The sequence below is a fragment of the Klebsiella sp. MBT K-1 genome (assembly GCF_002556465.1).
GTDB classification, from domain to species: Bacteria; Pseudomonadota; Gammaproteobacteria; order Enterobacterales; family Enterobacteriaceae; genus Klebsiella; species Klebsiella grimontii.
The window spans coordinates 131703-152727 of record NZ_PDEL01000011.1 but is presented as its reverse complement, the minus strand read 5'-3'; the positions used below and the strand labels follow the sequence as shown (position 1 = coordinate 152727).

The 21025-nt window shown below is 55.3% G+C and carries 22 protein-coding genes; 4 read left to right on the top strand and 18 right to left on the bottom strand.

Features of this window, described 5'->3' with window-relative positions:
* Positions 1–28 precede the first annotated feature (28 nt).
* The gene (rna, locus tag CMQ96_RS17945) at positions 29–823 is read right to left on the bottom strand and encodes a ribonuclease I (protein WP_049086610.1); all 795 of its coding nucleotides are present in this window, start codon (positions 821–823) and stop codon (positions 29–31) included.
* A 92-nt stretch (positions 824–915) separates the two neighbouring features.
* The gene (dcuC, locus tag CMQ96_RS17940) at positions 916–2289 is read right to left on the bottom strand and encodes an anaerobic C4-dicarboxylate transporter DcuC (protein WP_024358817.1); all 1374 of its coding nucleotides are present in this window, start codon (positions 2287–2289) and stop codon (positions 916–918) included.
* A 288-nt stretch (positions 2290–2577) separates the two neighbouring features.
* Here dcuC and pagP point away from each other — a divergent pair, with 288 nt between their 5' ends.
* The gene (pagP, locus tag CMQ96_RS17930; RefSeq protein ID WP_162685303.1) at positions 2578–3153 is read left to right on the top strand and encodes a lipid IV(A) palmitoyltransferase PagP; all 576 of its coding nucleotides are present in this window, start codon (positions 2578–2580) and stop codon (positions 3151–3153) included.
* Between the two features lie 195 nt (positions 3154–3348).
* A complete protein-coding gene (gene cspE, locus CMQ96_RS17925) occupies positions 3349–3558 on the top strand; it encodes a transcription antiterminator/RNA stability regulator CspE (protein WP_004100146.1) in 210 nt (69 codons plus the stop codon).
* Positions 3559–3615: 57 nt separating this feature from the next.
* Here cspE and crcB read toward each other — a convergent pair whose 3' ends face one another.
* Positions 3616–3999, bottom strand: a complete 384-nt coding sequence (crcB, locus tag CMQ96_RS17920) for a fluoride efflux transporter CrcB (protein ID WP_024358815.1) — start codon at positions 3997–3999, stop codon at positions 3616–3618.
* Positions 4000–4090: 91 nt separating this feature from the next.
* On the opposite strand from crcB, the gene CMQ96_RS17915 reads away from it, so the two are divergent.
* Positions 4091–4879, top strand: coding sequence for a deaminated glutathione amidase (locus CMQ96_RS17915; RefSeq protein WP_098067095.1), 789 nt, complete (start codon positions 4091–4093; stop codon positions 4877–4879).
* Between the two features lie 127 nt (positions 4880–5006).
* On the top strand, positions 5007–5210 hold the full coding sequence (gene tatE / locus CMQ96_RS17910; protein ID WP_004100149.1) for a twin-arginine translocase subunit TatE: 204 nt from the start codon (positions 5007–5009) through the stop codon (positions 5208–5210).
* A gap of 222 nt (positions 5211–5432) precedes the next feature.
* On the opposite strand, the gene lipA is transcribed toward tatE, so the two are convergent.
* From lipA to leuS, 15 genes are all read right to left on the bottom strand, one after another.
* Complete coding sequence (gene lipA / locus CMQ96_RS17905; protein WP_004130412.1) at positions 5433–6398, bottom strand: lipoyl synthase; 966 nt, start codon at positions 6396–6398, stop codon at positions 5433–5435.
* A 186-nt stretch (positions 6399–6584) separates the two neighbouring features.
* Complete coding sequence (locus CMQ96_RS17900; protein WP_098067094.1) at positions 6585–7538, bottom strand: YbeF family transcriptional regulator; 954 nt, start codon at positions 7536–7538, stop codon at positions 6585–6587.
* Positions 7539–7675: 137 nt separating this feature from the next.
* On the bottom strand, positions 7676–8320 hold the full coding sequence (gene lipB / locus CMQ96_RS17895; RefSeq protein WP_024358813.1) for a lipoyl(octanoyl) transferase LipB: 645 nt from the start codon (positions 8318–8320) through the stop codon (positions 7676–7678).
* A 91-nt stretch (positions 8321–8411) separates the two neighbouring features.
* Positions 8412–8675, bottom strand: a complete 264-nt coding sequence (ybeD, locus tag CMQ96_RS17890) for a DUF493 family protein YbeD (protein WP_004100153.1) — start codon at positions 8673–8675, stop codon at positions 8412–8414.
* Positions 8676–8781: 106 nt separating this feature from the next.
* The gene (gene dacA / locus CMQ96_RS17885; RefSeq protein ID WP_004134186.1) at positions 8782–9981 is read right to left on the bottom strand and encodes a D-alanyl-D-alanine carboxypeptidase DacA; all 1200 of its coding nucleotides are present in this window, start codon (positions 9979–9981) and stop codon (positions 8782–8784) included.
* Positions 9982–10123: 142 nt separating this feature from the next.
* A complete protein-coding gene (rlpA, locus tag CMQ96_RS17880; protein WP_004134184.1) occupies positions 10124–11224 on the bottom strand; it encodes an endolytic peptidoglycan transglycosylase RlpA in 1101 nt (366 codons plus the stop codon).
* Between the two features lie 10 nt (positions 11225–11234).
* Positions 11235–12347 (bottom strand): peptidoglycan glycosyltransferase MrdB, encoded by a 1113-nt coding sequence (mrdB, locus tag CMQ96_RS17875; RefSeq protein WP_004100156.1) that lies wholly within the window; start codon positions 12345–12347, stop codon positions 11235–11237.
* Positions 12347–14248 (bottom strand): peptidoglycan DD-transpeptidase MrdA, encoded by a 1902-nt coding sequence (mrdA, locus tag CMQ96_RS17870; RefSeq protein WP_004130417.1) that lies wholly within the window; start codon positions 14246–14248, stop codon positions 12347–12349. The genes mrdB and mrdA overlap by 1 nt, the downstream gene beginning before the upstream one ends.
* Positions 14249–14275: 27 nt before the next feature.
* Complete coding sequence (rlmH, locus tag CMQ96_RS17865) at positions 14276–14743, bottom strand: 23S rRNA (pseudouridine(1915)-N(3))-methyltransferase RlmH (protein WP_004100160.1); 468 nt, start codon at positions 14741–14743, stop codon at positions 14276–14278.
* A 3-nt stretch (positions 14744–14746) separates the two neighbouring features.
* The gene (gene rsfS / locus CMQ96_RS17860; RefSeq protein ID WP_004100162.1) at positions 14747–15064 is read right to left on the bottom strand and encodes a ribosome silencing factor; all 318 of its coding nucleotides are present in this window, start codon (positions 15062–15064) and stop codon (positions 14747–14749) included.
* Positions 15065–15285: 221 nt separating this feature from the next.
* Positions 15286–15915: an adenosylcobalamin/alpha-ribazole phosphatase gene (locus tag CMQ96_RS17850; RefSeq protein WP_064342348.1), complete on the bottom strand. Its 630-nt coding sequence runs from the start codon at positions 15913–15915 to the stop codon at positions 15286–15288.
* A 46-nt stretch (positions 15916–15961) separates the two neighbouring features.
* Complete coding sequence (gene nadD, locus CMQ96_RS17845) at positions 15962–16612, bottom strand: nicotinate-nucleotide adenylyltransferase (protein ID WP_049085343.1); 651 nt, start codon at positions 16610–16612, stop codon at positions 15962–15964.
* Positions 16605–17636 carry a DNA polymerase III subunit delta gene (gene holA, locus CMQ96_RS17840; RefSeq protein ID WP_004134178.1) on the bottom strand — a complete coding sequence of 344 codons (1032 nt, stop codon included), beginning with the start codon at positions 17634–17636 and terminating at the stop codon, positions 16605–16607. Before holA ends, nadD begins: the two co-directional genes overlap by 8 nt.
* Entirely contained in the window at positions 17636–18226 is a 591-nt protein-coding gene (lptE, locus tag CMQ96_RS17835; protein WP_004134176.1) for an LPS assembly lipoprotein LptE, read from the bottom strand. Before lptE ends, holA begins: the two co-directional genes overlap by 1 nt.
* A gap of 14 nt (positions 18227–18240) precedes the next feature.
* Positions 18241–20823, bottom strand: a complete 2583-nt coding sequence (gene leuS, locus CMQ96_RS17830; protein ID WP_024358809.1) for a leucine--tRNA ligase — start codon at positions 20821–20823, stop codon at positions 18241–18243.
* Positions 20824–21025: the final 202 nt, after the last annotated feature.

Here is a 21025-nt window from a genome sequence, read left to right as displayed (position 1 = left end):
AACGAACGATAGCTAAGTCGTATAAAACCTAGCCGGCTTTATCCAGCAGAAATTGCTTACCGCAGTTCCCCGGATGGGGCTGGGGTAAGAGTGAGTTAGCGGATAACGGAGCATTGATAGCCGCGGCTTTGATGGAGATTTGCATCTCTGTCAGATAGGGGGGGTTGCCGTTGCAGGTCAACTTAAACGCCTTAACGTTCTGTTTTCCATAGGCCTGAGCGACCGCGGCGTTGAAGTCATCCCGGCTAACGGTTTGCCCGTAATGTTTGGCCAGGAAAGCGCCAAGAGGCCCTTGCTTAATTTCGCCGTTCAGGCGCACCATGGCGCCGAAATAGTTGTCAGGATCAAACCCAAAGCAAACGCCATGCTTGGCGTATTCATAACGTTCAAGGCATGAGTTGCCGCCCGAACCCGGCATGACGCCGTTAAGTTTATTTGCCATTTCCAGCGATAGACCGGTTTCCGCCGCCCGACATTTTTGCCCGGCTTTCGCTTCAGGCATGTTGGGAACAGGGCGGGTCGCGCAGCCAAAACGCATCCAGCGGCGCTCGTCCACTCCGCGCGCGGCAATGGATTTTGGCAGGCTCGGCCACAGGCCGTGAACGGTGAGGAAATCGGCTTTATTGCTGAGTTCCTGCTGCAGGCGACACTCTTCCGGCTCGCCGCGGTTTCGGTCTTGCATACTTTGGCAGAACCCCGTTTGCCAGGAGAGAGCCAGCACGTAGCGGTCAAAATCACCGTATTGCGTGGCGATCAGCGGATCCGCGCTGACCTGGGCGGCGCTAAGCAAAAGGGCAATGGCGACGAAATCCTTCCTGAACATTTTTATTCCTGATGACGAATGGTCATTGATAACATTGCGTTATTAAAGCATAAAAAAGGCGCCAACAGGCGCCTTTTCACAGGGTTTCACCGTTAGCGGATTGCGCTGCCGGGAACCAGCACTTCGGTGGCGATAATCACCACTAACAAACCCACCAGAACCGGGACAGAGGTCCGTTTTACCACCTCAAACGGCGAAATTTTTGCCATCCCGGCGACGGCGACCACCACGCCGGATACCGGCGAAATGGTTCGGCCAAGGTTAGACGCCTGCAGCATCGGAATCGAAAGATAAGCCGGATTGATACCGGAAGAGTGCGCCAGCTTCGGGATCATCTCAACGAAAGCATAGAAGGGGGCATTACCAGAGCCTGTGGTCATCGCCGCCAGCATGGTCAGAATGACCAGTACCAGCATCAGAATAATACTGGCGGAGCCGAAAGAAGTCGCAATGGAGATCAGGCCGTTAATAAAGCCAATGGTACTCAGCCCCTGAGCAAAGACGCCGGCGGCAACCAGCAGCATCACCACTCCGGCAAACGCGTCAGCCATGCCGCGATACGCCGCCTCCAGGCCGTTAAACACATTTTTGGTGTTAAAGCCGCGGCAGAATTCCAGAACCGCCGCCAGAAGCATGCAGAGAACAAGAATAGTGATGATATGCAGCTCTGGGCCCCATTTGCCGTCGAAAATCAGTACTCCGATTATCGGGGTAAACGGCAAAATGGCGTAGAAGGCGGGAGCGGTGGTGGTTATCTCGTTTACATCGAGCATTTCATGGGCGACGTTTTCTTTTTTATCCAGGTAGCGCTGCCAGAAAAAGTGAGCGATCGCCATGCAGATAATGGCGACAATCGAGATAGGCAGCGTGGTTTTAAAGGCAAAGTCAATCAGCGGCATTTCGGCGGCCTTAGCGGCCAGCACGACATCACCGGAGGTCGGGGACAGAATAATCGCCGCCGGAGAGGCGCAAATAGCGGCGGCGGCACCGCGGCTGATGCCAACGTTGACCATGACCGGGAACAGCGTCGCCATCAGCAGCACCCCCAGACCGGTTGCCGAGGAGACGGCCAGCGACATCAGGCAGGCAACGAAATAGGCGGCGATCATCAGTAGATAGGGTGAGTTAATGAAGCGCAGCGGTTTCGACGCCAGCTTCACCACCATGTCATTGGCGCCGATGTGCGTCATATAGGTCGCGAACCCGCAGAGCATCATGATCATCATGCCGAGGTCGCCGCCGCGGCTCATAAGCAGTATCTTGATATATTCAACAATATCGGTGGCGGAGTAACCGGTGCTCTTTGCGTCGCCAGGTAAAATCTTATGCCCCATTAGCGCACTGGCGATGAGTAATACTAAGCCACCGACGAACAGCACGCCGGTGGCGGAATAGCCTTTAATGATGTAGCGGGCGACGCCCACAATGACCACAATCCCAATCAGGATCTCTACTAGCGTAAGCATTCTTTTACCCCTAAACCATTAACCCAAAGAATCTGCTGATAAATAAAGCGAAGGAAAAATTAAGTGAGCGAATGTGCCTAAAAAACGGGCGAAACTCGCTGATGCAAATCAATAAATCGATGAGAATCTCTCTCTGACGGTACAAGGCCGCATAGTTAAACGTCAGGCGAGGGGGATTTCAGATTTTTTGTACCGGGCAAATCAAGAGTTTGCCTAATTCCGTTAAGGTAGTATTAAGTTTATCTTTGCTATCTTACTCCGCTTTAAAAATGATACTGGTAAGAGAACGTGTTAATGCGACGTCGATTTATAGGATTTTTTCTTGGATGCCTGGGCCTGCTGCTATCATCCACCTCCGCTAACGCATCGTTTAGCTCGACGCTTCGCGACGGCTACAATACGCTAAGCGATAACGTCTCGCAGACGTGGAATGAGCCTGAGCACTACGATCTTTATATCCCCGCGGTGACCTGGCATGCCCGTTTCGCCTACGATAAAGAGAAAACGGACCGCTATAACGAACGCCCGTGGGGCGCCGGCTTCGGGGTCTCGCGCTGGGACGATAAAGGGAACTGGCATGGCATCTATCTGATGGCGTTTAAAGACTCTTATAACAAATGGGAGCCTATCGGCGGCTATGGCTGGGAGAAGACCTGGCGTCCGCTGGCGGACGATAATTTCCACCTTGGTCTGGGCTACACGCTTGGCGTGACGGCGCGTGATAACTGGAAATATATCCCGATTCCGGTCGTGCTGCCCCTGGCTTCCATCGGTTACGGCCCGGCAACGTTCCAGATGACCTATATACCCGGTACCTACAACAACGGTAACGTTTACTTTGCCTGGGCGCGCATTCAGTTTTGATGCGAATTTTGATAGCCATAAAAGAGATAAGCGGACTGTCTTGTGGAAAAACAAAGACTAAAGGGAACGAGGTACAAAAAGATAGAGACTTTTATCACTTTTTAGCAAAGTTGCGCTGGACAAAAGGTACCACAATTGGTGTACTGATACCCGACACAGTATTAGTGTCGATTTTTTCATATAAAGGTAATTTTGATGTCTAAGATTAAAGGTAACGTTAAGTGGTTTAATGAGTCCAAAGGATTCGGTTTCATTACTCCGGAAGATGGCAGCAAAGATGTATTCGTACATTTCTCTGCAATCCAGTCCAACGGTTTCAAAACTCTGGCTGAAGGTCAGCGCGTAGAGTTCGAAATCACTAACGGTGCCAAAGGCCCTTCTGCTGCAAACGTAATGCCTATCTAAGCAACGCGTCAGTAGAATATAAAAACCCGCTCATGGCGGGTTTTTTTTTGCCTGCGGTTAGCGGCTGGCGGCATGAGAGAACAGCCAGAACGCAGCGGCGGTCATGGCAAATGAGCCTAATAAGTTGACGAGTACGTTGAGTAACGCCCAGCTAAAGCGCCCCTGCTGCAGGAGAAACACCACCTCGGCGGAGAAAGTGGAGAAGGTGGTCAGCCCGCCGCAAAAGCCAGTGGTGATAAGCAGCTTCCACATCGGATCGATATCCGTCAGGCGATTAAACCATGCCAGCCCTGCGCCGATAATAAAAGCGCCCAGCAGGTTAGCGGTGAGCGTACCAATGGGGATAGCATGATGCATGGGGTTAAACTTCATACCCAGCCACCAGCGCAAAACGCTGCCGGTGCCGCCGCCAAGAAACACAGCCAAAAGGAGTTGCAACACGGTCATTCCCTGTTTATTGATCGAGACTAAACTTCGAGTGTAGCGCGCGAAAGACCTCACTGGCTACGACTAACCTGATGGGAGAGAAAAGATGCTTGTTGCTGCCGGACAATTTGCCGTAACGCCGGACTGGACGGGAAACGCGCAGACCTGCGTCAGCATGATGCGCCAGGCCGCGGAGCGGGGGGCGTCGCTTCTGGTTCTGCCTGAGGCGTTGCTGGCGCGAGACGATAACGATGCGGATTTATCGGTTAAATCCGCCCAGCAGCTGGATGGCGGCTTCTTACAGCTCTTGCTGGCGGAGAGCGAAAACAGCGCTTTGACGACGGTGCTGACCCTGCATATCCCTTCCGGCGAAGGTCGAGCGACGAATACGCTGGTGGCCCTGCGTCAGGGGAAGATTGTGGCGCAATATCAGAAACTGCATCTCTATGATGCGTTCAATATCCAGGAATCCAGGCTGGTCGATGCCGGGTGGCAAATTCCGCCGCTGATCGAAGTCGACGGGATGCGCGTCGGGCTGATGACCTGCTACGATTTACGTTTCCCTGAGCTGGCCCTGTCGTTAGCGCTCAGCGGCGCGCAGCTCATAGTGTTGCCTGCCGCGTGGGTAAAAGGGCCGCTGAAGGAACATCACTGGGCGACGCTGCTGGCGGCGCGGGCGCTGGATACAACCTGCTATATTGTCGCCGCAGGAGAGTGCGGGACGCGTAATATCGGTCAAAGCCGTATTATCGACCCCTTAGGGACAACGCTTGCCGGGGCGGGAGAGCGGCCGCAGTTGATTTTTGCCGAACTTTCAGCTGATTATATTCAGCAGGTACGCGAGCGCCTGCCGGTGTTGCGCAATCGCCGCTTTGCGCCACCGCAATTATTATGACGTTTTTTTAAACAAGGCTTGATTCACCTTGTTACAGATTGCTATTGTGTCCGCGCGTCAAATAGCCGTTAATTGTATGCGTGTATGATGGCGTATTCGCAGCTTGTATTAGAGAAGAAGGTTAGCTATGGGTGAGATTAGTATTACCAAACTGCTGGTAGTCGCAGCGCTGATTATCCTGGTGTTTGGTACCAAAAAGTTACGCACGCTGGGTGGAGACCTGGGCTCGGCTATCAAAGGCTTTAAAAAAGCCATGAGCGATGACGATGACAGTGCGAAGAAGACCAGTGCTGAAGAAGCGCCGGCACAGAAGCTCTCTCATAAAGAGTAATTCGCGACGAGTTTCCTGATGAAGGAGGCTCGCTTCCGACGGGGAGACCGCGTCGGCAAAGAGGCCGCAGCGTTAACGCTGCGGCCTCTTTATGTTATATGCACGAAGTTTCGCCGAAAAAGATGCAACCAACTGTTACCGCGTCGGGTTTTTTACTGAGTAATGGAATGCATCGGCAGGATGGGCCGCAGCGCGAAAAATATTACGCCGCGGCCGGAGGGGTTACTTCACTTCCATGCCTTTGGCCTGCAGGTCGGCATGATAGGATGAACGAACGAACGGGCCGCAGGCAGCATGGGTAAAGCCCATGGCCATCGCTTCGGCTTTCATCTCTTCGAACTCATCCGGGCTCACGTAGCGCTGTACCGGCAGGTGATGGCGGCTCGGCTGCAAATACTGGCCTAACGTCAGCATGGTGACGCCGTGGCGACGCAGATCGCGCATCACTTCAACGATTTCAGCGTTGGTTTCGCCTAAACCAACCATCAGGCCTGATTTCGTCGGGATCTCTGGATGCGCTTCTTTAAAGCGTTCCAGCAGCTTCAGCGACCAGTTGTAGTCGGCGCCCGGGCGTACCTGGCGATACAGGCGCGGCACGTTTTCCAGGTTATGGTTAAACACGTCCGGCGGCGTCGCCTGGAGGATTTCCAGCGCACGATCCATACGGCCGCGGAAGTCCGGTACCAGGGTTTCAATTTTAATCGTCGGGCTTTTTTCACGAATCGCTTTGATGCAGTCGGCAAAGTGCTGAGCGCCGCCATCGCGCAGATCGTCACGATCCACGGAAGTCACCACCACATAGCGCAGCGCCATATCGGCGATGGTTTGCGCCAGCTTCTGCGGCTCGTTGGCGTCCGGCGTCACCGGGCGACCGTGGGCAACATCGCAGAACGGGCAACGGCGGGTACAGATGGCGCCCAGAATCATAAAGGTTGCCGTTCCGTGGTTAAAACATTCCGCGAGGTTGGGGCAAGAGGCTTCTTCGCACACGGAGTGCAGGCCGTTCTTACGCATCGCTGCCTTGATCCCCTGGATACGGGACGAGTCAGCCGGAAGTTTGATTTTCATCCATTCCGGTTTTCTGAGCAGAGCTTCACGCTCAGTTGCCACGTTTTTCACCGGGATAAGGGCCATTTTATCGGCATCGCGGTATTTAACACCGCGTTCCATCACAATGGGTTTACTCATAGCGTGCGTGTTCCAGTTGCGAGTGACGAAGGAAAGCGAATCAATTCAAGTAAATGTTGCATTTATCAACTATTTTTGAATTAAACGCAGGCAGTATATCATTGATACGGGGGATAAAGCAGCCTGCTGGCCGGCAAATTGTAAAATAGTTGTTGTTTTATGCTTTTCCCTCACGTGCTTTATCGACTAAAAAGCATGGCGAATCGTCTCGACGATCTCTTTCAACAAGGGCTCCTGCGCGCTGAGCTTGTTATAGTGCAGCGCAATATCAATTCTTTCTTCCCGTAGAGGCGGAAAATCGATCATTTTTAAGGGCCAAATCTTCTCGACCAGCGAGAACATTCCGGACGTGATTAGCCCCAGCATATCGCTGTCGTTGACCAGGGCTGCCTGAGTTAACAGATTGTAGCTGCTGAACCCATAGCGACGTTCGCCGAGATGCTCCTGCAGGTGGCGCAGGATGGTCGTATAGCGCTGGCCTTCAGGCTGCAGAAGCGCGAATTCATATTGACTCAGGTTTGCTGAGGTTGCCGGCAGCGCCAGGGCCGGATGCCCTGCCCGGCAGAAGATATGTACGCTATCCTGAAACAGCACATGGTGCGTAATCGCCTGCCCGCTATGGGGGAAGCTGTCAATCAGCAGGTCAACCTGACGCTGGTTTAACTGGCTGGCCGCGTCGGTGATGGCGACATTGTGCAGCAAAATCTGGGGAAAGACGCTCCGCAGCTGTCTGGTGATAACCGGCATGATCAACGCGCCAATGGCCGGCGAGGTAGCCACGGTTATCACCCGCTCGCTACGGGTATTTCCGGTTAAATCCAGGGCGTTGAGAAATGCTTCCATACCCTGGCTAATATGCTTATGAAGATGCGAGGCATAAGCCGTTGGCGTCACGCCCTGGCCCTTACGGATAAAAAGCGGGTCAGGGAAGAGGGCGCGCAGTTTGTTGATGGACTGACTAATCGCAGAGGGCGTGATATTCAGTATTTTGGCCGCGTTGACGATACCTTTATGGACGTAAACCGCTTCAAAAATAGTGAGTAAATTGAGATCAATATTACGCAGAATGCGAAACATCTGTCGATCGTGGCGATCGTCAAGGCGTTCGGTTGGTTCTGGCTGAGAGTTATTTTCGTCCACTCTATATTTCCGCTAGTGATGATTAGCACCATTATAGCGGGCACAATGATTTTATTAGTGATAATTGATTGCAAAAATAAAGACTTAATCCAGCCTGATGGAAAAATGTGACGTCCCGCGCTCACGGGACGTGATGGCTAGCGGGATTGAATAAATTCCGCCGGCGGATCGTTCAGTAAAGCCAGCAAATTGGCGGCGAGGCGTGGCGCGACGGTATCCGTACGAGCATCAGGCCGCCACTGGCGCATCTGCGTCATCTCCATTCCGGCATAACCGCATGGGTTAATCCTGAGGAATGGTGACAGATCCATGTTGATATTCAGCGCCAGACCGTGGAATGAGCAACCTTTGCGGATACGCAAACCCAGAGAGCAGATCTTCTGTTCGCCCACGTAGACGCCGGGCGCGTCTGCCCGCGGGTGCGATTCAATACCATACTCCGCCAGGGTGTTAACGACAGTTTGCTCTAAAAGAGTCACCAGCTCACGCACGCCCAGCTTGCGGCGTTTAAGATTCAGCAGAACGTACATCACCTGCTGTCCGGGGCCATGATAGGTGACCTGTCCGCCGCGATCGCTCTGAATAACCGGTATCTCGCCGGGGACCAGAACATGTTCAGCCTTTCCGGCCTGACCCTGCGTGAACACCGGATGATGCTCCACCAGCCAGATTTCATCCAGGGTGGCATCGTCGCGACTATCGGTAAACTCATGCATTGCCTGCGAGACAGGTTCGTAAGGTTGCAGGCCGAGCTGGCGGATGAGGATTTTATTGTGCTGCAAAACAACGTCTCCGCAGAGAGAGAATGATTTGAGTGGGGGAGTATATCACAGCGAGAAAGACCCGGCGCAGGGCCGGGTCGGGGGAATCGATTTACAGCACCATCCGTACGATTTCAATATTGCCCAGTTCTTCATACAGGGTTTCTACCTGCTCAATGTGGGTTGCATTGATGGTAATAGAGACTGAGTGGTAGTTGCCTTTGCTGCTGGGTTTTACCGTCGGAGAGTAATCACCTGGTGCATGGCGCTGTACCACTTCAACCACCTGGTCAACCAGCTCCGGCAACGCCTGTCCCATTACTTTGTAAGTAAATGGAGTAGGGAATTCAAGCAGTTCGTTAAGTTTGGTTTTCATGTCAGCTCCGGTGTTACAACAAAAAATAATAACTCCCACGACGTGTGGGAGTTATCAGGATATCTAGTATATGGGGATGTAAATCACACTTTCAAGTGGTCGATTTTTAACCAAACCAGTGATGGAACATTAACTTAATGTAATCAATGATTTTGCCGAAGAAATTGCCTTCCGGGATTTCCTGCAGTACGACCAGAGGGCGCTGATCGATCGTTTTGCCATCCAGCTGGAAGTTAATCGTGCCGACCACCTGATTTTTCTGCAGCGGCGCATGCAGCTCGGCGTTATTTAGCACGTAGCTGGCCTTCAGATCTTTCATGCGGCCGCGCGGGATAGTCAGATAAACGTCTTTATCCACGCCGAGAGAGGCGCGATCGCTATCGCCGAACCAGGCGGGTTCAGAGGCGAACTCTTTACCGGCTTTAATCGGGTTAACGGTTTCGAAGAAGCGGAAGCCCCAGGTCAGCAGCTTTTTGCTTTCGGACTCGCGGCCTTTGTAAGTACGGCCGCCCATTACGGCGGAGATCAGGCGCATCTGGCCTTCGGTTGCGGAAGCCACGAGGTTATAGCCCGCTTTGTCGGTATGGCCGGTTTTAATCCCGTCGACGTTCAGGCTGTTGTCCCACAGTAGTCCGTTGCGGTTGAGCTGGCGAATACCGTTGAAGGTAAACTCTTTTTCTTTATAGATGGTGTATTCGTTCGGGACATCGCGCACCAGCGCCTGGCCAATAAGCGCCATGTCGCGCGCGGAGCTGAACTGACCATCGGCATCCAGGCCGTGAACGGTCTGGAAGTGGGTGTTTTTCAGGCCAAGGGCGTTAACGTAGTTGTTCATCAGGCTGACGAAGGCATCCTGGCTACCGGCGACGTAGTCGGCCATCGCCACGCAGGCGTCGTTGCCGGACTGCAGGTTGATACCGCGGATCAGCTGGGAAACCGGCACTTGCATACCCGGTTTAAGGAACATCAACGAGGAGCCTTTAAAGACCGGGTTGCCGGTCGCCCATGCGTCGTTACCCACGGTGACCAGATCGGACTCTTTAAACTTGCCCGCCTTCATGGCCTGACCAATCACATAGCTGGTCATCATCTTGGTCAGACTTGCCGGGTCACGGCGGGAGTCGGCGTTGTTTTCTGCCAGTACTTTGCCTGAGTTGTAATCGATAAGAATCCAGGATTCGGCGTCAATCTGCGGGGCGCCTGGGATCATAGTTTTGATATTCAGGTCATCGGCGCGGGCAGCGGAGGACAGCGCTGCCACGGAGAGCGCCGTAACGAGTAAACGAGCGGTAAAAGAGGTCTTCATGGTCTGAACAACGGCATCCGTGATGGAGTTAAAAAAGTGCCTTACTATAACAAACGCACTACGAACCAGCATCCGACATTGCGCACGACTTTGTTAATGACTTTGTCATGCGCAACGAGCAGGGGACGCGGGTGCGATGCCTTTAGTTGGCGCGAGTAATAAATGACTGCAGCTGAGCTTCGCTTTGCAGACGCTGCTGGATCGTGCTGGCCTGCGCTTTGCTGCTGAATGGGCCGAGCTGAATCCGCCATACCGCGCCGTTTTGCGTGACGCGGCCCGGGACGGAAAATTGCTGGCTCAGACGCTGCTGGTACTGCTGGGCGCGCGATTGATCGCTGACGGCGCCGACCTGCACGACGAAATCTCCGCCGGCGCTGGCCGCTGCGGCAGGCGTCACGGCGGCAGTGGCGGCTACGGCAGGCGCAACGCTGCCTTGTACTGAGCCTGGTGCGGTAACCGGCGCGGTTTGCACGACAGGCTCGCTGCCTTCCAGCACGCCGTTATTCAGCGGCGTCGGCGCGCCGAGGAAACCGCCGCTGCTAACCGGAGCGCCGGTAGTGTCTTCCGGCTTCAGGGTTGAGTTACTGATGGCGTGCACGTCAGTTTGTGCGGGTTGACTCATCCCCGCGCTGTTATCGCCGTCAAGATTCGGGCGGGCAGGCAGGGCATAGGTCTGTTTGGCCACTGTCGTACATGCCATCCCCGGACCGGAAAGCGAGCCGTCCGGCGCGACGACGATCGGATCGATGCGCACTTTGGTGTTATTCGAGGTATTGAGGCGATCGGCTGAGGCGCGCGACAGTGAAATCACGCGATCGTTACCGTAGGGGCCGCGATCGTTGATACGTACTACGATCATGCGGCCGTTCGCCAGGTTGGTGATCCGCGCGTAGCTTGGGATCGGCAGCGTGGGGTGGGCTGCGGTAAGCTGCGTGGGATCAAACGCTTCACCCGATGCGGTCAGATTGCTGTTAGGCTCGGCGTCGTAGATAGCTGCGAAGCCCGCCTGGGTGAAGTTAGAGGGATCCTGAACGATTTTATAGCTTTTGCCATCGCGTTCGTAATCCTGATTCGCCGTTGCGTTAGGCGTTTCATACTGCGGATCGGCGCCGCTAATTTCCACCGTCGGGCCATTGCAAACGGCCGGCTGTGGAGTGCTGACCGTTTTTTGTTGAACGTCTTCACCCGAACATGCCGCCAGCAGCCCTGCTGCTATGCAGATCCCCAGCCATTGCTTACGCATCGCGAACCCCTTACACGCTTTTCGACAACATTTTTCTGTGAGTATGGATCGACATAACGATACCAAACCCGGCCATCAATACGATTAGGGCAGAGCCCCCGTAGCTGACCAGCGGCAAAGGTACCCCCACCACCGGTAAAATACCACTTACCATACCAATATTTACGAAGACATAAACGAATAAAATCAACATTAAACCGCCGGCCATGACCCGGCCAAAGGTGGTTTGCGCCTGGGCGGCAATCCACAACCCGCGCATGATAAGCAGAATATAGAGCGCCAGCAGGATCAGCACGCCAATCAGCCCCAGCTCTTCCGCCAGTACGGCAAAGATAAAGTCGGTATGGCGTTCAGGCAGAAACTCCAGCTGCGACTGGGTTCCATGCAGCCAGCCTTTCCCGCGCAGCCCGCCGGAGCCGATGGCAATTTTTGACTGAATAATGTGGTACCCCGCGCCGAGCGGATCGGTTTCCGGGTCGAGCAGCATCATTACGCGCTGGCGCTGATAATCATGCATCAGGAAGAACCAGAGGATCGGAATAAAGGCGGCGACCAGCACCACGGCGATACCGATCAGACGCCAGCTCAGACCAGACAGAAAGAGCACGAATAGACCGGACAGGGCGACCAGAATCGAGGTCCCGAGGTCCGGCTGCGCGGCGACCAGCAGCGTGGGCAGGAAAATCAGCACCAGCGCGATAGCGGTATTTTTCAGCGATGGCGGGCAAACGTCGCGGTTGATAAAGCGCGCCACCATCAGCGGTACGGCTATTTTGGCGATTTCCGACGGCTGGAAGCGGACGATGCCGAGATCCAGCCAGCGCTGCGCCCCTTTAGAGATGGCGCCGAAGGCATCAACCGCCACCAGCAGGATAATACAGAATATATAGAGATAGGGCGCCCAGCCCTCATAGACCCGCGGCGGAATTTGCGCCATGACGATCATAATAACAATCCCCATGGCGATCTGGCCGATTTTACGCTCCATCATGCCCATGTCCTGACCGCTGGCGCTCCAGATAACCAGCGCGCTATAGGTCAGCAGCGCCAGCAGGATAAGCAGCATGGTGGGGTCGAGGTGGATTTTATCCCATAGCGATTTTTTATTCGGATTATCAGTCATTATTGATCCTCCCCAGCCGTTACCGCCGGGTTTTCACTCGGCAGGTTGGTGTTGTTATCGCCCAGCATTATATGATCGAGAATCTGACGCATAATGGTACCGACTGCCGGACCTGCGCCGCCGTTCTCAAGAATAATGGCCACGGCAACCTGGGGGTTGTTGTAAGGGGCAAACGCCGTCATCAGTTTATGGTCACGCAGGCGTTCAGCGATTCTGTGCGCGTTATAGGTCTCGTTGGCTTTCAGGCCGAAGACCTGAGCGGTACCCGATTTGGCCGCAATTTTATACGGCGCGCTGGCGAAGTATTTATGCGCGGTACCGTTGCCGCGGTTGGCGACGCCAAACATCCCGTCTTTGGCGATTTCCCAAAAACCAGAGTGAATATCGCCGACCGGCGGTTCATGGGGCTGAACCCACGGCACCGGTTTGCCGTCCTCCACCGTGCTCTGCAGCAGGTGCGGCACTTTAACCACACCGTCGTTAATCAGGATCATCAGCGCCTTGTTCATCTGGATAGGCGTTGCGGTCCAGTAGCCCTGTCCGATCCCGACCGGAATGGTATCGCCCTGGTACCAGGGTTTCTTGAAGCGCTTGAGCTTCCATTCGCGGGTCGGCATGTTGCCGGAGCGCTCTTCCGCCAGGTCAACGCCGGTATAGTGGCCATAGCCGAATTTGCCCATCCACTCCGACAGGCGATCGATACCCATATCGTAGGCAACCTGATAGAAGTAAGTATCGGCCGACTCTTCCAGCGCTTTAGTGACGTTCAGATGGCCGTGGCCCCACTTTTTCCAGTCGCGGTAGCGTTTATCCGAGCCGGGAAGCTGCCACCAGCCGGGGTCAAACAGGCTGGTGTTGCGGGTAATAACCCCGGCGCTGAGCGCCGAGACGGCCACGTAAGGCTTAACCGTTGATGCTGGTGGATAAACGCCCTGGGTCGCGCGGTTGACCAACGGCGTATTAGGATCGTTAAGCAGCCCGGAGTAGTCTTTGCTGGAAATACCATCAACGAACAGGTTGGGGTCGTAGCTTGGCGTCGAGACCAGCGCGAGGATGGCGCCGGTACGCGGGTCTGTGACCACGACCGCCGCGCGGCTGCCGGCCAGCAGCGTTTCAATATACTGCTGTAGCTTCAGGTCGAGCGTTAAATAGATATCGCGTCCGGCCTGCGGCGGAACCTCTTTCAGCTGGCGAATTACCCGGCCGCGGTTGTTTACTTCAACTTCTTCATAGCCAGTCTGCCCGTGCAGGACATCTTCGTAATAGCGTTCGATCCCCAGCTTGCCGATATCGTGCGTGGAGGCGTAGTTAGCCAGCTTTCCCTCTTTATCCAGGCGATCGACGTCTTTATCGTTAATTTTGGAGACGTAGCCGATAACGTGGGTCAGGGCTGAATTATAGGGATAGTAGCGGCGCTTATAGCCTTTGACTTCTACGCCGGGAAAACGGTACTGGTTAACCGCGAAACGGGCGACCTGTACTTCGCTGAGATTGACTTTCACCGGAATGGAGGTAAAGCGGTGGGAGCGGGCACGCTCTTTTTTAAAGTTCGCTACATCGTCATCGGTGAGATCGATAACGTCGCGCAGCGCATCCAGCGTTTGCTGAACGTTGTCGACCTTCTCCGGCATCATTTCCAGCTGGTAAATCGTGCGGTTGAGCGCCAGCGGCGTGCCGTTGCGATCGTAGATAATGCCGCGGCTTGGCGGAATAGGGACCAGCTTGATGCGGTTTTCGTTTGAACGCGTTTGATAGTCGGTGTAACGCACAATCTGCACGTTATAAAGATTGGCGATCAATACACCGGTAAGCAGCAAAATCCCCAAAAAAGCGACCAGCGCCCGGCGCACGAACAGCGAGGATTCAGCCGTATAGTCGCGGAAAGAATTCTGTAATTTCATTCGCTGCTTAGTCTACCCTGGTCATCATTACTCACGGTGGTAAGGGTGGTTGGTGGTAATGCTCCACGCCCGATACAGACTCTCGGCCACCAGTACGCGAACCAGCGGGTGAGGTAAGGTGAGCGTTGAGAGCGACCAACTTTGTTCCGCTGCCGCTTTGCAGGCGGGTGAAAGGCCTTCCGGGCCGCCGATGAGCAGACTGACGTCCCGGCCATCCTGTTTCCAGCGTTCTAGTTCGCGCGCCAGCTGCGGCGTATCCCATGGTTTCCCCGGAATATCCAGGGTGACGATGCGGTTTTTGCCTGCGGCCGCCAGCATCATTTCACCTTCTTTTTCCAGAATTCGCTTGATGTCGGCATTTTTGCCGCGTTTTCCGGCGGGGATTTCCACCAGTTCGAACGGCATATCTTTTGGAAAACGGCGCAGATATTCGCTAAAGCCGGTCTGAACCCAGTCCGGCATTTTGGTGCCAACGGCTACCAGGTGCAGCTTCACGCGTTAACTCCAGAGTTTTTCCAGCTCGTACAGACGACGGCTCTCTTCCTGCATGACGTGAACCATAACGTCGCCGAGATCGACGACAATCCAGTCCGCGGCGGCTTCGCCTTCAACGCCCAGCGGCAGCATACCGGCGGCGCGAGACTCTTGCACTACGTGGTCGGCGATGGACATAACATGGCGCGTAGAAGTGCCTGTGCAGATAACCATGCAATCGGTGATGCTGGATTTGCCATGAACGTCAATGGCAACGATGTCCTGACCTTTCAGGTCATCAATTTTGTCGATAACAAAATCCTGGAGTGCTTTACCCTGCAAGAGTTCCCCCTGGGTGTGTGAAGAGTGATAATAATAAACAGCCTGACAGTATACCTGAACTGGTAGCAAAATCGGGATAAATGTCGATAAATAGGCGGTTAAGGCCGCTATCATCCCATCCATCGCCGATGATTGCATCGCCATTTTTGTAAAACAATTTCTGCAAAGTTCAAATGGTAAATGCAGCCTGGCTGCGGAGAATAACAGCCTGCTTTGCCCTGTCAATGGTCTGCGCGCAATTCTTCTTCCGCCAGCCAAACTGCCTGGCTATTCAGCACGCGCAGGGTAGTGAAATCGGGCTGGAGATCGACAAGGCTCCACGCGCCGTGCTCGATGGGGAAGTGCCACATCGCCGAATCCGGCATATTCAGAAGTTGAGCGATTAACAGGCTAAGCACGCCCTGGTGGCCGACGATCAGCAGATGACTAAGTTCCCGGTGCTGAGGGAGGGCGGCGGTGAAGCCGGAGACGCGTTCGGCGAACGCCTGAAAGCCTTCACCGTTAGTGGGCGCCGCATGCTGCCAGTCGGCGCACCACGCGGCGTAGTTTTCCGCATCTTCATGCTGTAAATCGCGATGGTGGCGCATTTCCCAGTCGCCGAAGAACATTTCATTGAGCTCGGCGAAGGACTGGCGAGGGACGTCACGGTCGCCAAGCAGCAGGCTGGCCGTACGCTGGGTGCGCTCAAGTTCACTGCAAAACACGCGCTGAAAAGGAACGGCCTGCAGCCGCTTTCCCAGCGTTTGCGCTTGTCTGATTCCGCGTTCGGTTAAGGCTGTGGGAGCATGTCCGCTATAGAGGCCCGCGACGTTGGCCTCGGTCTCGCCATGACGAACTAACCATAACTTCATGATGACCCTCTCGAAAGGAGTCTATAAGACTCTCCTTGTGGCAAGGCTAGCAGTAGAGCTTCTGCTCATGGATATAGTCGAGCACGGTTTCCGGCAGCATGTCCGCGCAGGGCTCGCCAGCTTCAAGACGCTGGCGAATCAGGGTGGCAGAAATATCAAACCACGGCGTTTCGGCCAGGTAGATAACGCCCGCCGGGCTGCTATGCAGCCGCTCGACGTCATGAGTGAGATGTTTGTCCAGCCACTGCTGATCCTGCTCGCACGCCATGGTCAGCGGATAACCCGGGCGTCGGCAAACGATCAGATGTACGTTATCAAGAATGCTTTCATACTCGTGCCAGGTGGTAAAGGTGAGCAGCGAATCCTGGCCAATGATAAACGCCAGGGGGCGCTGTGGACCTTGCTCCTGGCGCCACTCGCGCAGGGTTTGCGCTGAATATGACGGCGTGTCGCGCTTAAGCTCACGATCGTCGAGGATAAACAGCGGCTTATCCGCGATGGCCAGCGCCAGCATATGCCTGCGTTGGTCGCTGGTGGCTTCGGGCTGCGGGCGGTGCGGCGGCACATTGTTGGGCACGATGGTGACTTTATTGAGGCCGATAAGGTTGGCCAGAATTTCCACCGGTTTAAGGTGACCGTAATGCACCGGATCGAAGGTGCCGCCGTACATCGCCTGTAACTGAGTCATATCAACCATCAATAAAAACGTCTGCCAGCGCTTTATGGCAGAGCAATAAAGAGAGACTTTCCAGCTCGGGCCATACGGAGTGCCCGTAATCCTGCTTGAAGGTAAGCTCCGCGCGGGTCAACAACGTGACGGCCTGACGCAGCTGGTCGGCGCTCAGGCGTGCCAGCGCGTCGCTGACCAGCTGGCGGCGGTTTTGCCATACGCGATGCTTGTCAAACAGCGAACGCAGCGGCGTATGGGCCGATTGCCGCTTCAGGTTGACCAGCAGCAGCAGCTCGCGCTGTAGGGTGCGCAGCAGGATAGCCGGCTCGCTGCCTTCCAGACGCAGCTGTTGCAGAACGTGGAGAACGCGCTTGCTTTTACCGGCCAGCAGCGCATCCACCCAGTGATAAGGTGTGAAATGCGCAGCATCATTCACGGCCTGCTCAACCCGCGGCAGCGTCAGTTTACCATCCGGCCACAGCAGCGAAAGGCGCTCAAGAGCCTGGGCCAACGCCAGCAGATTACCCTCATAGCAGTAGCACAGAAGCTGGCTGGCCGCGTCATCAAGCTGCAGATTATTCTGCTTTGCGCGCGCGGCGAGCCAGCGCGGCAGCTGGGCATATTCCGGCGTCTGGCAGCTAACCTGCACCGCCCGGCTGGTCAGCGCCGTCATCCACGCGGCGTTCTCCTGCGCTTTCGTTAGCTTATTACCGCGAACGATCAGCAGTAAATCGTCATGCAGCATGCCGACGAGCGTCGCAAGCTGTTCGTTAATTGCCGCATTAGGGCCATTATCGGGCAGGATCAGCAGCAGCGTCTGGCGGCTGGAAAACAGGCTCATGGCCTGACTTAACGAGAAGAGGGCGGGCCAGTCGGTACTGGCATCAACGGTGGCGGTGTGGTGTTCGATAAAGCCCTGGGTCGCGGCCGCTTCGCGGATGGCGTCCTGGCTCTCCTGCAGCAGCAGCGGATCGTTGCCAAGCAGCAGATAGGCCGCGCGCAGCCCTTCAGTGAGCTGCGCGCGGAGCTGTTCCGGGTACAACCGAATCATCAGTTACCCAGCGTGGTGGAGACGCGATTGCCGGAGGTGGAAGCGGCTGGGGTCGTGGCGACCGGCTTCTCATCCTCTTTGGTGGCTTCGACATCCGCAACGTGTACGCTCGGCAGCTTACGGATCAGCTGCTCTGCCGCTTTGTCGTACATTTCCTGAACGATCATGTCCTGCTCGGCATCTTTCGCTAACGCCGCCTGCGGGTTATCGAAGAACGAGCGGTAGACTTTGGTCGTGATGGGATAGATATCATGACCTGGGATCAGGACGCTGGCGTTTACCGTCATCACCATCTGATATTCCGCAGTACGGCCGTCCTGGAAAATAGATGCCGTATCTTTCTGAATGGACGATGTCTCCAGACGCAGGGAAGGAATATCCTTGCGCAGCGTACTGCTATCGACCAGTTCAACCCCGTTCAGACGCAGCTGATTACGGACGGCACGACTTAATGGACCATTAGGATCGCCCGACTGGAAGATCATGGTTTTCATTGCGGTCGGAACCTGCGTAGTGCTACGCAGGTGCCAGCCACAGCCGGCGGTGATTAACACCGCCAGAGATAACAACAATGTTGCCAGATATCGCACGCTTCCTCCTGCGCTTAGCCAACGACCAGATTGAGCAGTTTACCCGGAACGTAGATCACTTTACGTACGGTCACACCGTCGAGATATTTCGCAACCAGATGCTCCTGACCCGCACGCTCACGAACCTGCTCTTCGGTTGCATCCACCGCAACGGTAATCTTACCACGAACTTTACCATTTACCTGGACCACGACCAGAGTGGTGTCTTCAACCATCGCGCTTTCGTCAGCGACCGGCCACGGCGTGTTGTCAATATCGCCTTCGCCGCCCAGCTCCTGCCACAAGGTAAAGCTGGCATGCGGAGTGAACGGGTTGAGCATACGAACCACGGCCAGCAGGGCCTCACGCATCAGCGCGCGATCCTGTTCACCTTCCTGCGGCGCTTTCGCCAGCTTGTTCATCAGCTCCATAATCGCCGCAATCGCGGTGTTGAAGGTCTGACGACGGCCGATATCATCGGTCACTTTCGCGATCGTTTTGTGCACGTCGCGACGCAGCGCTTTTTGATCTTCGCTGAGGCTGGCAACGTCCAGCGCAGCGGCTTCGCCCTGGGAGGTATGTTCGTAGACCAGTTTCCAGACGCGTTTCAGGAAGCGGTTCGCACCTTCCACCCCGGATTCCTGCCACTCAAGCGTCATGTCGGCCGGAGAAGCGAACATCATAAACAGACGCACGGTGTCCGCGCCGTAGCGTTCAACCATTTCCTGCGGGTCGATGCCGTTGTTTTTCGACTTGGACATCTTGCTCATGCCGGTATAGACCAGCTCGCGGCCCTGTGGGTCGAAGGCTTTAACGATACGGCCCTTCTCGTCGCGCTCGGTAGTCGCTTCTTTCGGCGACACCCAGTTACGCTCGCCGTTTTCGCCAACGTAGTAGAAGGCATCCGCCAGCACCATCCCCTGGCAAAGCAGCTGTTTAGCCGGTTCGTCAGAGTTCACCATGCCCGCGTCGCGCATCAACTTGTGGAAGAAGCGGAAATAGAGCAGGTGCATAATGGCGTGTTCGATCCCGCCGATATAGATATCGACAGGCAGCCAGTAGTTCGCCGCTTCCGGGTCCAGCATACCCTGGTCGTACTGCGGGCAGGTGTAGCGCGCGTAGTACCAGGAGGACTCCATAAAGGTGTCAAAGGTATCGGTTTCGCGCAGCGCCGGCTGGCCGTTAACGGTGGTTTTCGCCCACTCCGGATCGGCTTTAATTGGGCTGGTGATCCCGTCCATCACGACATCTTCCGGCAGAATAACCGGCAGCTGATCTTCCGGCGTCGGCATCACGGTGCCGTCTTCAAGGGTGACCATTGGGATCGGCGCGCCCCAGTAGCGCTGACGGGAAACGCCCCAGTCGCGCAGGCGGTAGTTCACTTTACGTTCGCCGACGCCAAGAGACGCGAGCTTATCGGCGATAGCATTAAAGCCCGCCTCGTGATCCAGACCGTCGAACTCGCCAGAGTTAAACAATACGCCTTTTTCGGTCAGCGCCTGTTCAGAGAGGTCGGGCTCTGAGCCATCGGCGGCCAGGATAACCGGCTTGATGTTCAGACCGTATTTGCTGGCAAATTCGTAGTCGCGCTGATCGTGACCCGGGACGGCCATCACCGCGCCGGTGCCGTACTCCATCAGCACAAAGTTTGCCGCCCATACCGGGATCGCTTCGCCGGTCAGCGGGTGGATGGCTTTGTAGCCGGTATCGACGCCTTTTTTCTCCATGGTCGCCATATCGGCTTCGGCAACTTTGGTATTGCGGCATTCGTCGATAAAGGTCGCCAGCGCGGGGTTATTGGCGGCAGCCTGCTGCGCCAGCGGGTGGCCCGCAGCGACGGCAAGGTAGGTGCAGCCCATAAAGGTGTCCGGGCGGGTGGTGTAGACGGTCAGCTTGTCGGCGTAGTCGTTCACATCGAAGGAGATTTCGACGCCTTCGGAGCGGCCGATCCAGTTGCGCTGCATGGTTTTAACGGTGTCAGGCCAGTGATCCAGGTTATCCAGATCGTTCAGTAGCTCGTCAGCGTAGGCGGTGATTTTAATAAACCACTGCGGAATCTCTTTACGCTCGACTTTGGTGTCGCAGCGCCAGCAGCAGCCATCGATAACCTGCTCGTTCGCCAGTACGGTCTGGTCGTTCGGGCACCAGTTCACCGCGGAGGTTTTTTTGTAGACCAGGCCTTTTTTATACAGCTCGGTAAAGAACTTCTGCTCCCAGCGGTAGTATTCCGGGGTGCAGGTCGCCACTTCACGGCTCCAGTCATAGCCGAAGCCCAGCTTCTTCAGCTGGTTTTTCATGTAGGCGATGTTGTCATAGGTCCACGGGGCCGGCGCGGTGTTGTTTTTCACCGCTGCGCCTTCCGCAGGTAGGCCAAACGCATCCCAGCCGATAGGCTGCAGGACATTTTTGCCCAACATACGCTGGTAACGGGAAATCACGTCACCGATGGTATAGTTGCGCACGTGGCCCATGTGTAGTCGACCAGAAGGATAGGGAAGCATCGACAGGCAGTAATACTTCTCTTTGCTCTCGTCTTCGGTAACTTCAAAGGTACGCTTCTCGTCCCAGTGTTGCTGGACTTTTGATTCTATCTCTTCCGGGCGGTATTGCTCTTGCATGGCAGCCAGTGGTCCTGTTTTCAATACAGCTACAAAATGTAGCCAATGGATGTTTTATTTCAGATCGGCATAGCATAGCCCAAACGCCAACGTCAAAACAGCCTTTCACACACTTACCGAGATGAAAGCGGTAGAGAAAATTTCGCGACTCTGTGGCTTGGCTTGCAGAGCAATCCGCAGATAACGTCTACCATTATAAGAA

Excerpts from the sequence above, each read along its gene's own strand:
- rna (WP_049086610.1), bottom strand. The coding sequence starts at position 823 with ATGTTCAGGAAGGATTTCGTCGCCATTGCCCTTTTGCTTAGCGCCGCC.
- dcuC (WP_024358817.1), bottom strand. The coding sequence starts at position 2,289 with ATGCTTACGCTAGTAGAGATCCTGATTGGGATTGTGGTCATTGTGGGC.
- cspE (WP_004100146.1), top strand. The coding sequence starts at position 3,349 with ATGTCTAAGATTAAAGGTAACGTTAAGTGGTTTAATGAGTCCAAAGGA.
- CMQ96_RS17915 (WP_098067095.1), top strand. The coding sequence starts at position 4,091 with ATGCTTGTTGCTGCCGGACAATTTGCCGTAACGCCGGACTGGACGGGA.
- tatE (WP_004100149.1), top strand. The coding sequence starts at position 5,007 with ATGGGTGAGATTAGTATTACCAAACTGCTGGTAGTCGCAGCGCTGATT.
- lipA (WP_004130412.1), bottom strand. The coding sequence starts at position 6,398 with ATGAGTAAACCCATTGTGATGGAACGCGGTGTTAAATACCGCGATGCC.
- ybeD (WP_004100153.1), bottom strand. The coding sequence starts at position 8,675 with ATGAAAACCAAACTTAACGAACTGCTTGAATTCCCTACTCCATTTACT.
- dacA (WP_004134186.1), bottom strand. The coding sequence starts at position 9,981 with ATGAAGACCTCTTTTACCGCTCGTTTACTCGTTACGGCGCTCTCCGTG.
- rlpA (WP_004134184.1), bottom strand. The coding sequence starts at position 11,224 with ATGCGTAAGCAATGGCTGGGGATCTGCATAGCAGCAGGGCTGCTGGCG.
- mrdB (WP_004100156.1), bottom strand. The coding sequence starts at position 12,347 with ATGACTGATAATCCGAATAAAAAATCGCTATGGGATAAAATCCACCTC.
- mrdA (WP_004130417.1), bottom strand. The coding sequence starts at position 14,248 with ATGAAATTACAGAATTCTTTCCGCGACTATACGGCTGAATCCTCGCTG.
- CMQ96_RS17850 (WP_064342348.1), bottom strand. The coding sequence starts at position 15,915 with ATGAAGTTATGGTTAGTTCGTCATGGCGAGACCGAGGCCAACGTCGCG.
- nadD (WP_049085343.1), bottom strand. The coding sequence starts at position 16,612 with ATGGTTGATATGACTCAGTTACAGGCGATGTACGGCGGCACCTTCGAT.
- holA (WP_004134178.1), bottom strand. The coding sequence starts at position 17,636 with ATGATTCGGTTGTACCCGGAACAGCTCCGCGCGCAGCTCACTGAAGGG.
- leuS (WP_024358809.1), bottom strand. The coding sequence starts at position 20,823 with ATGCAAGAGCAATACCGCCCGGAAGAGATAGAATCAAAAGTCCAGCAA.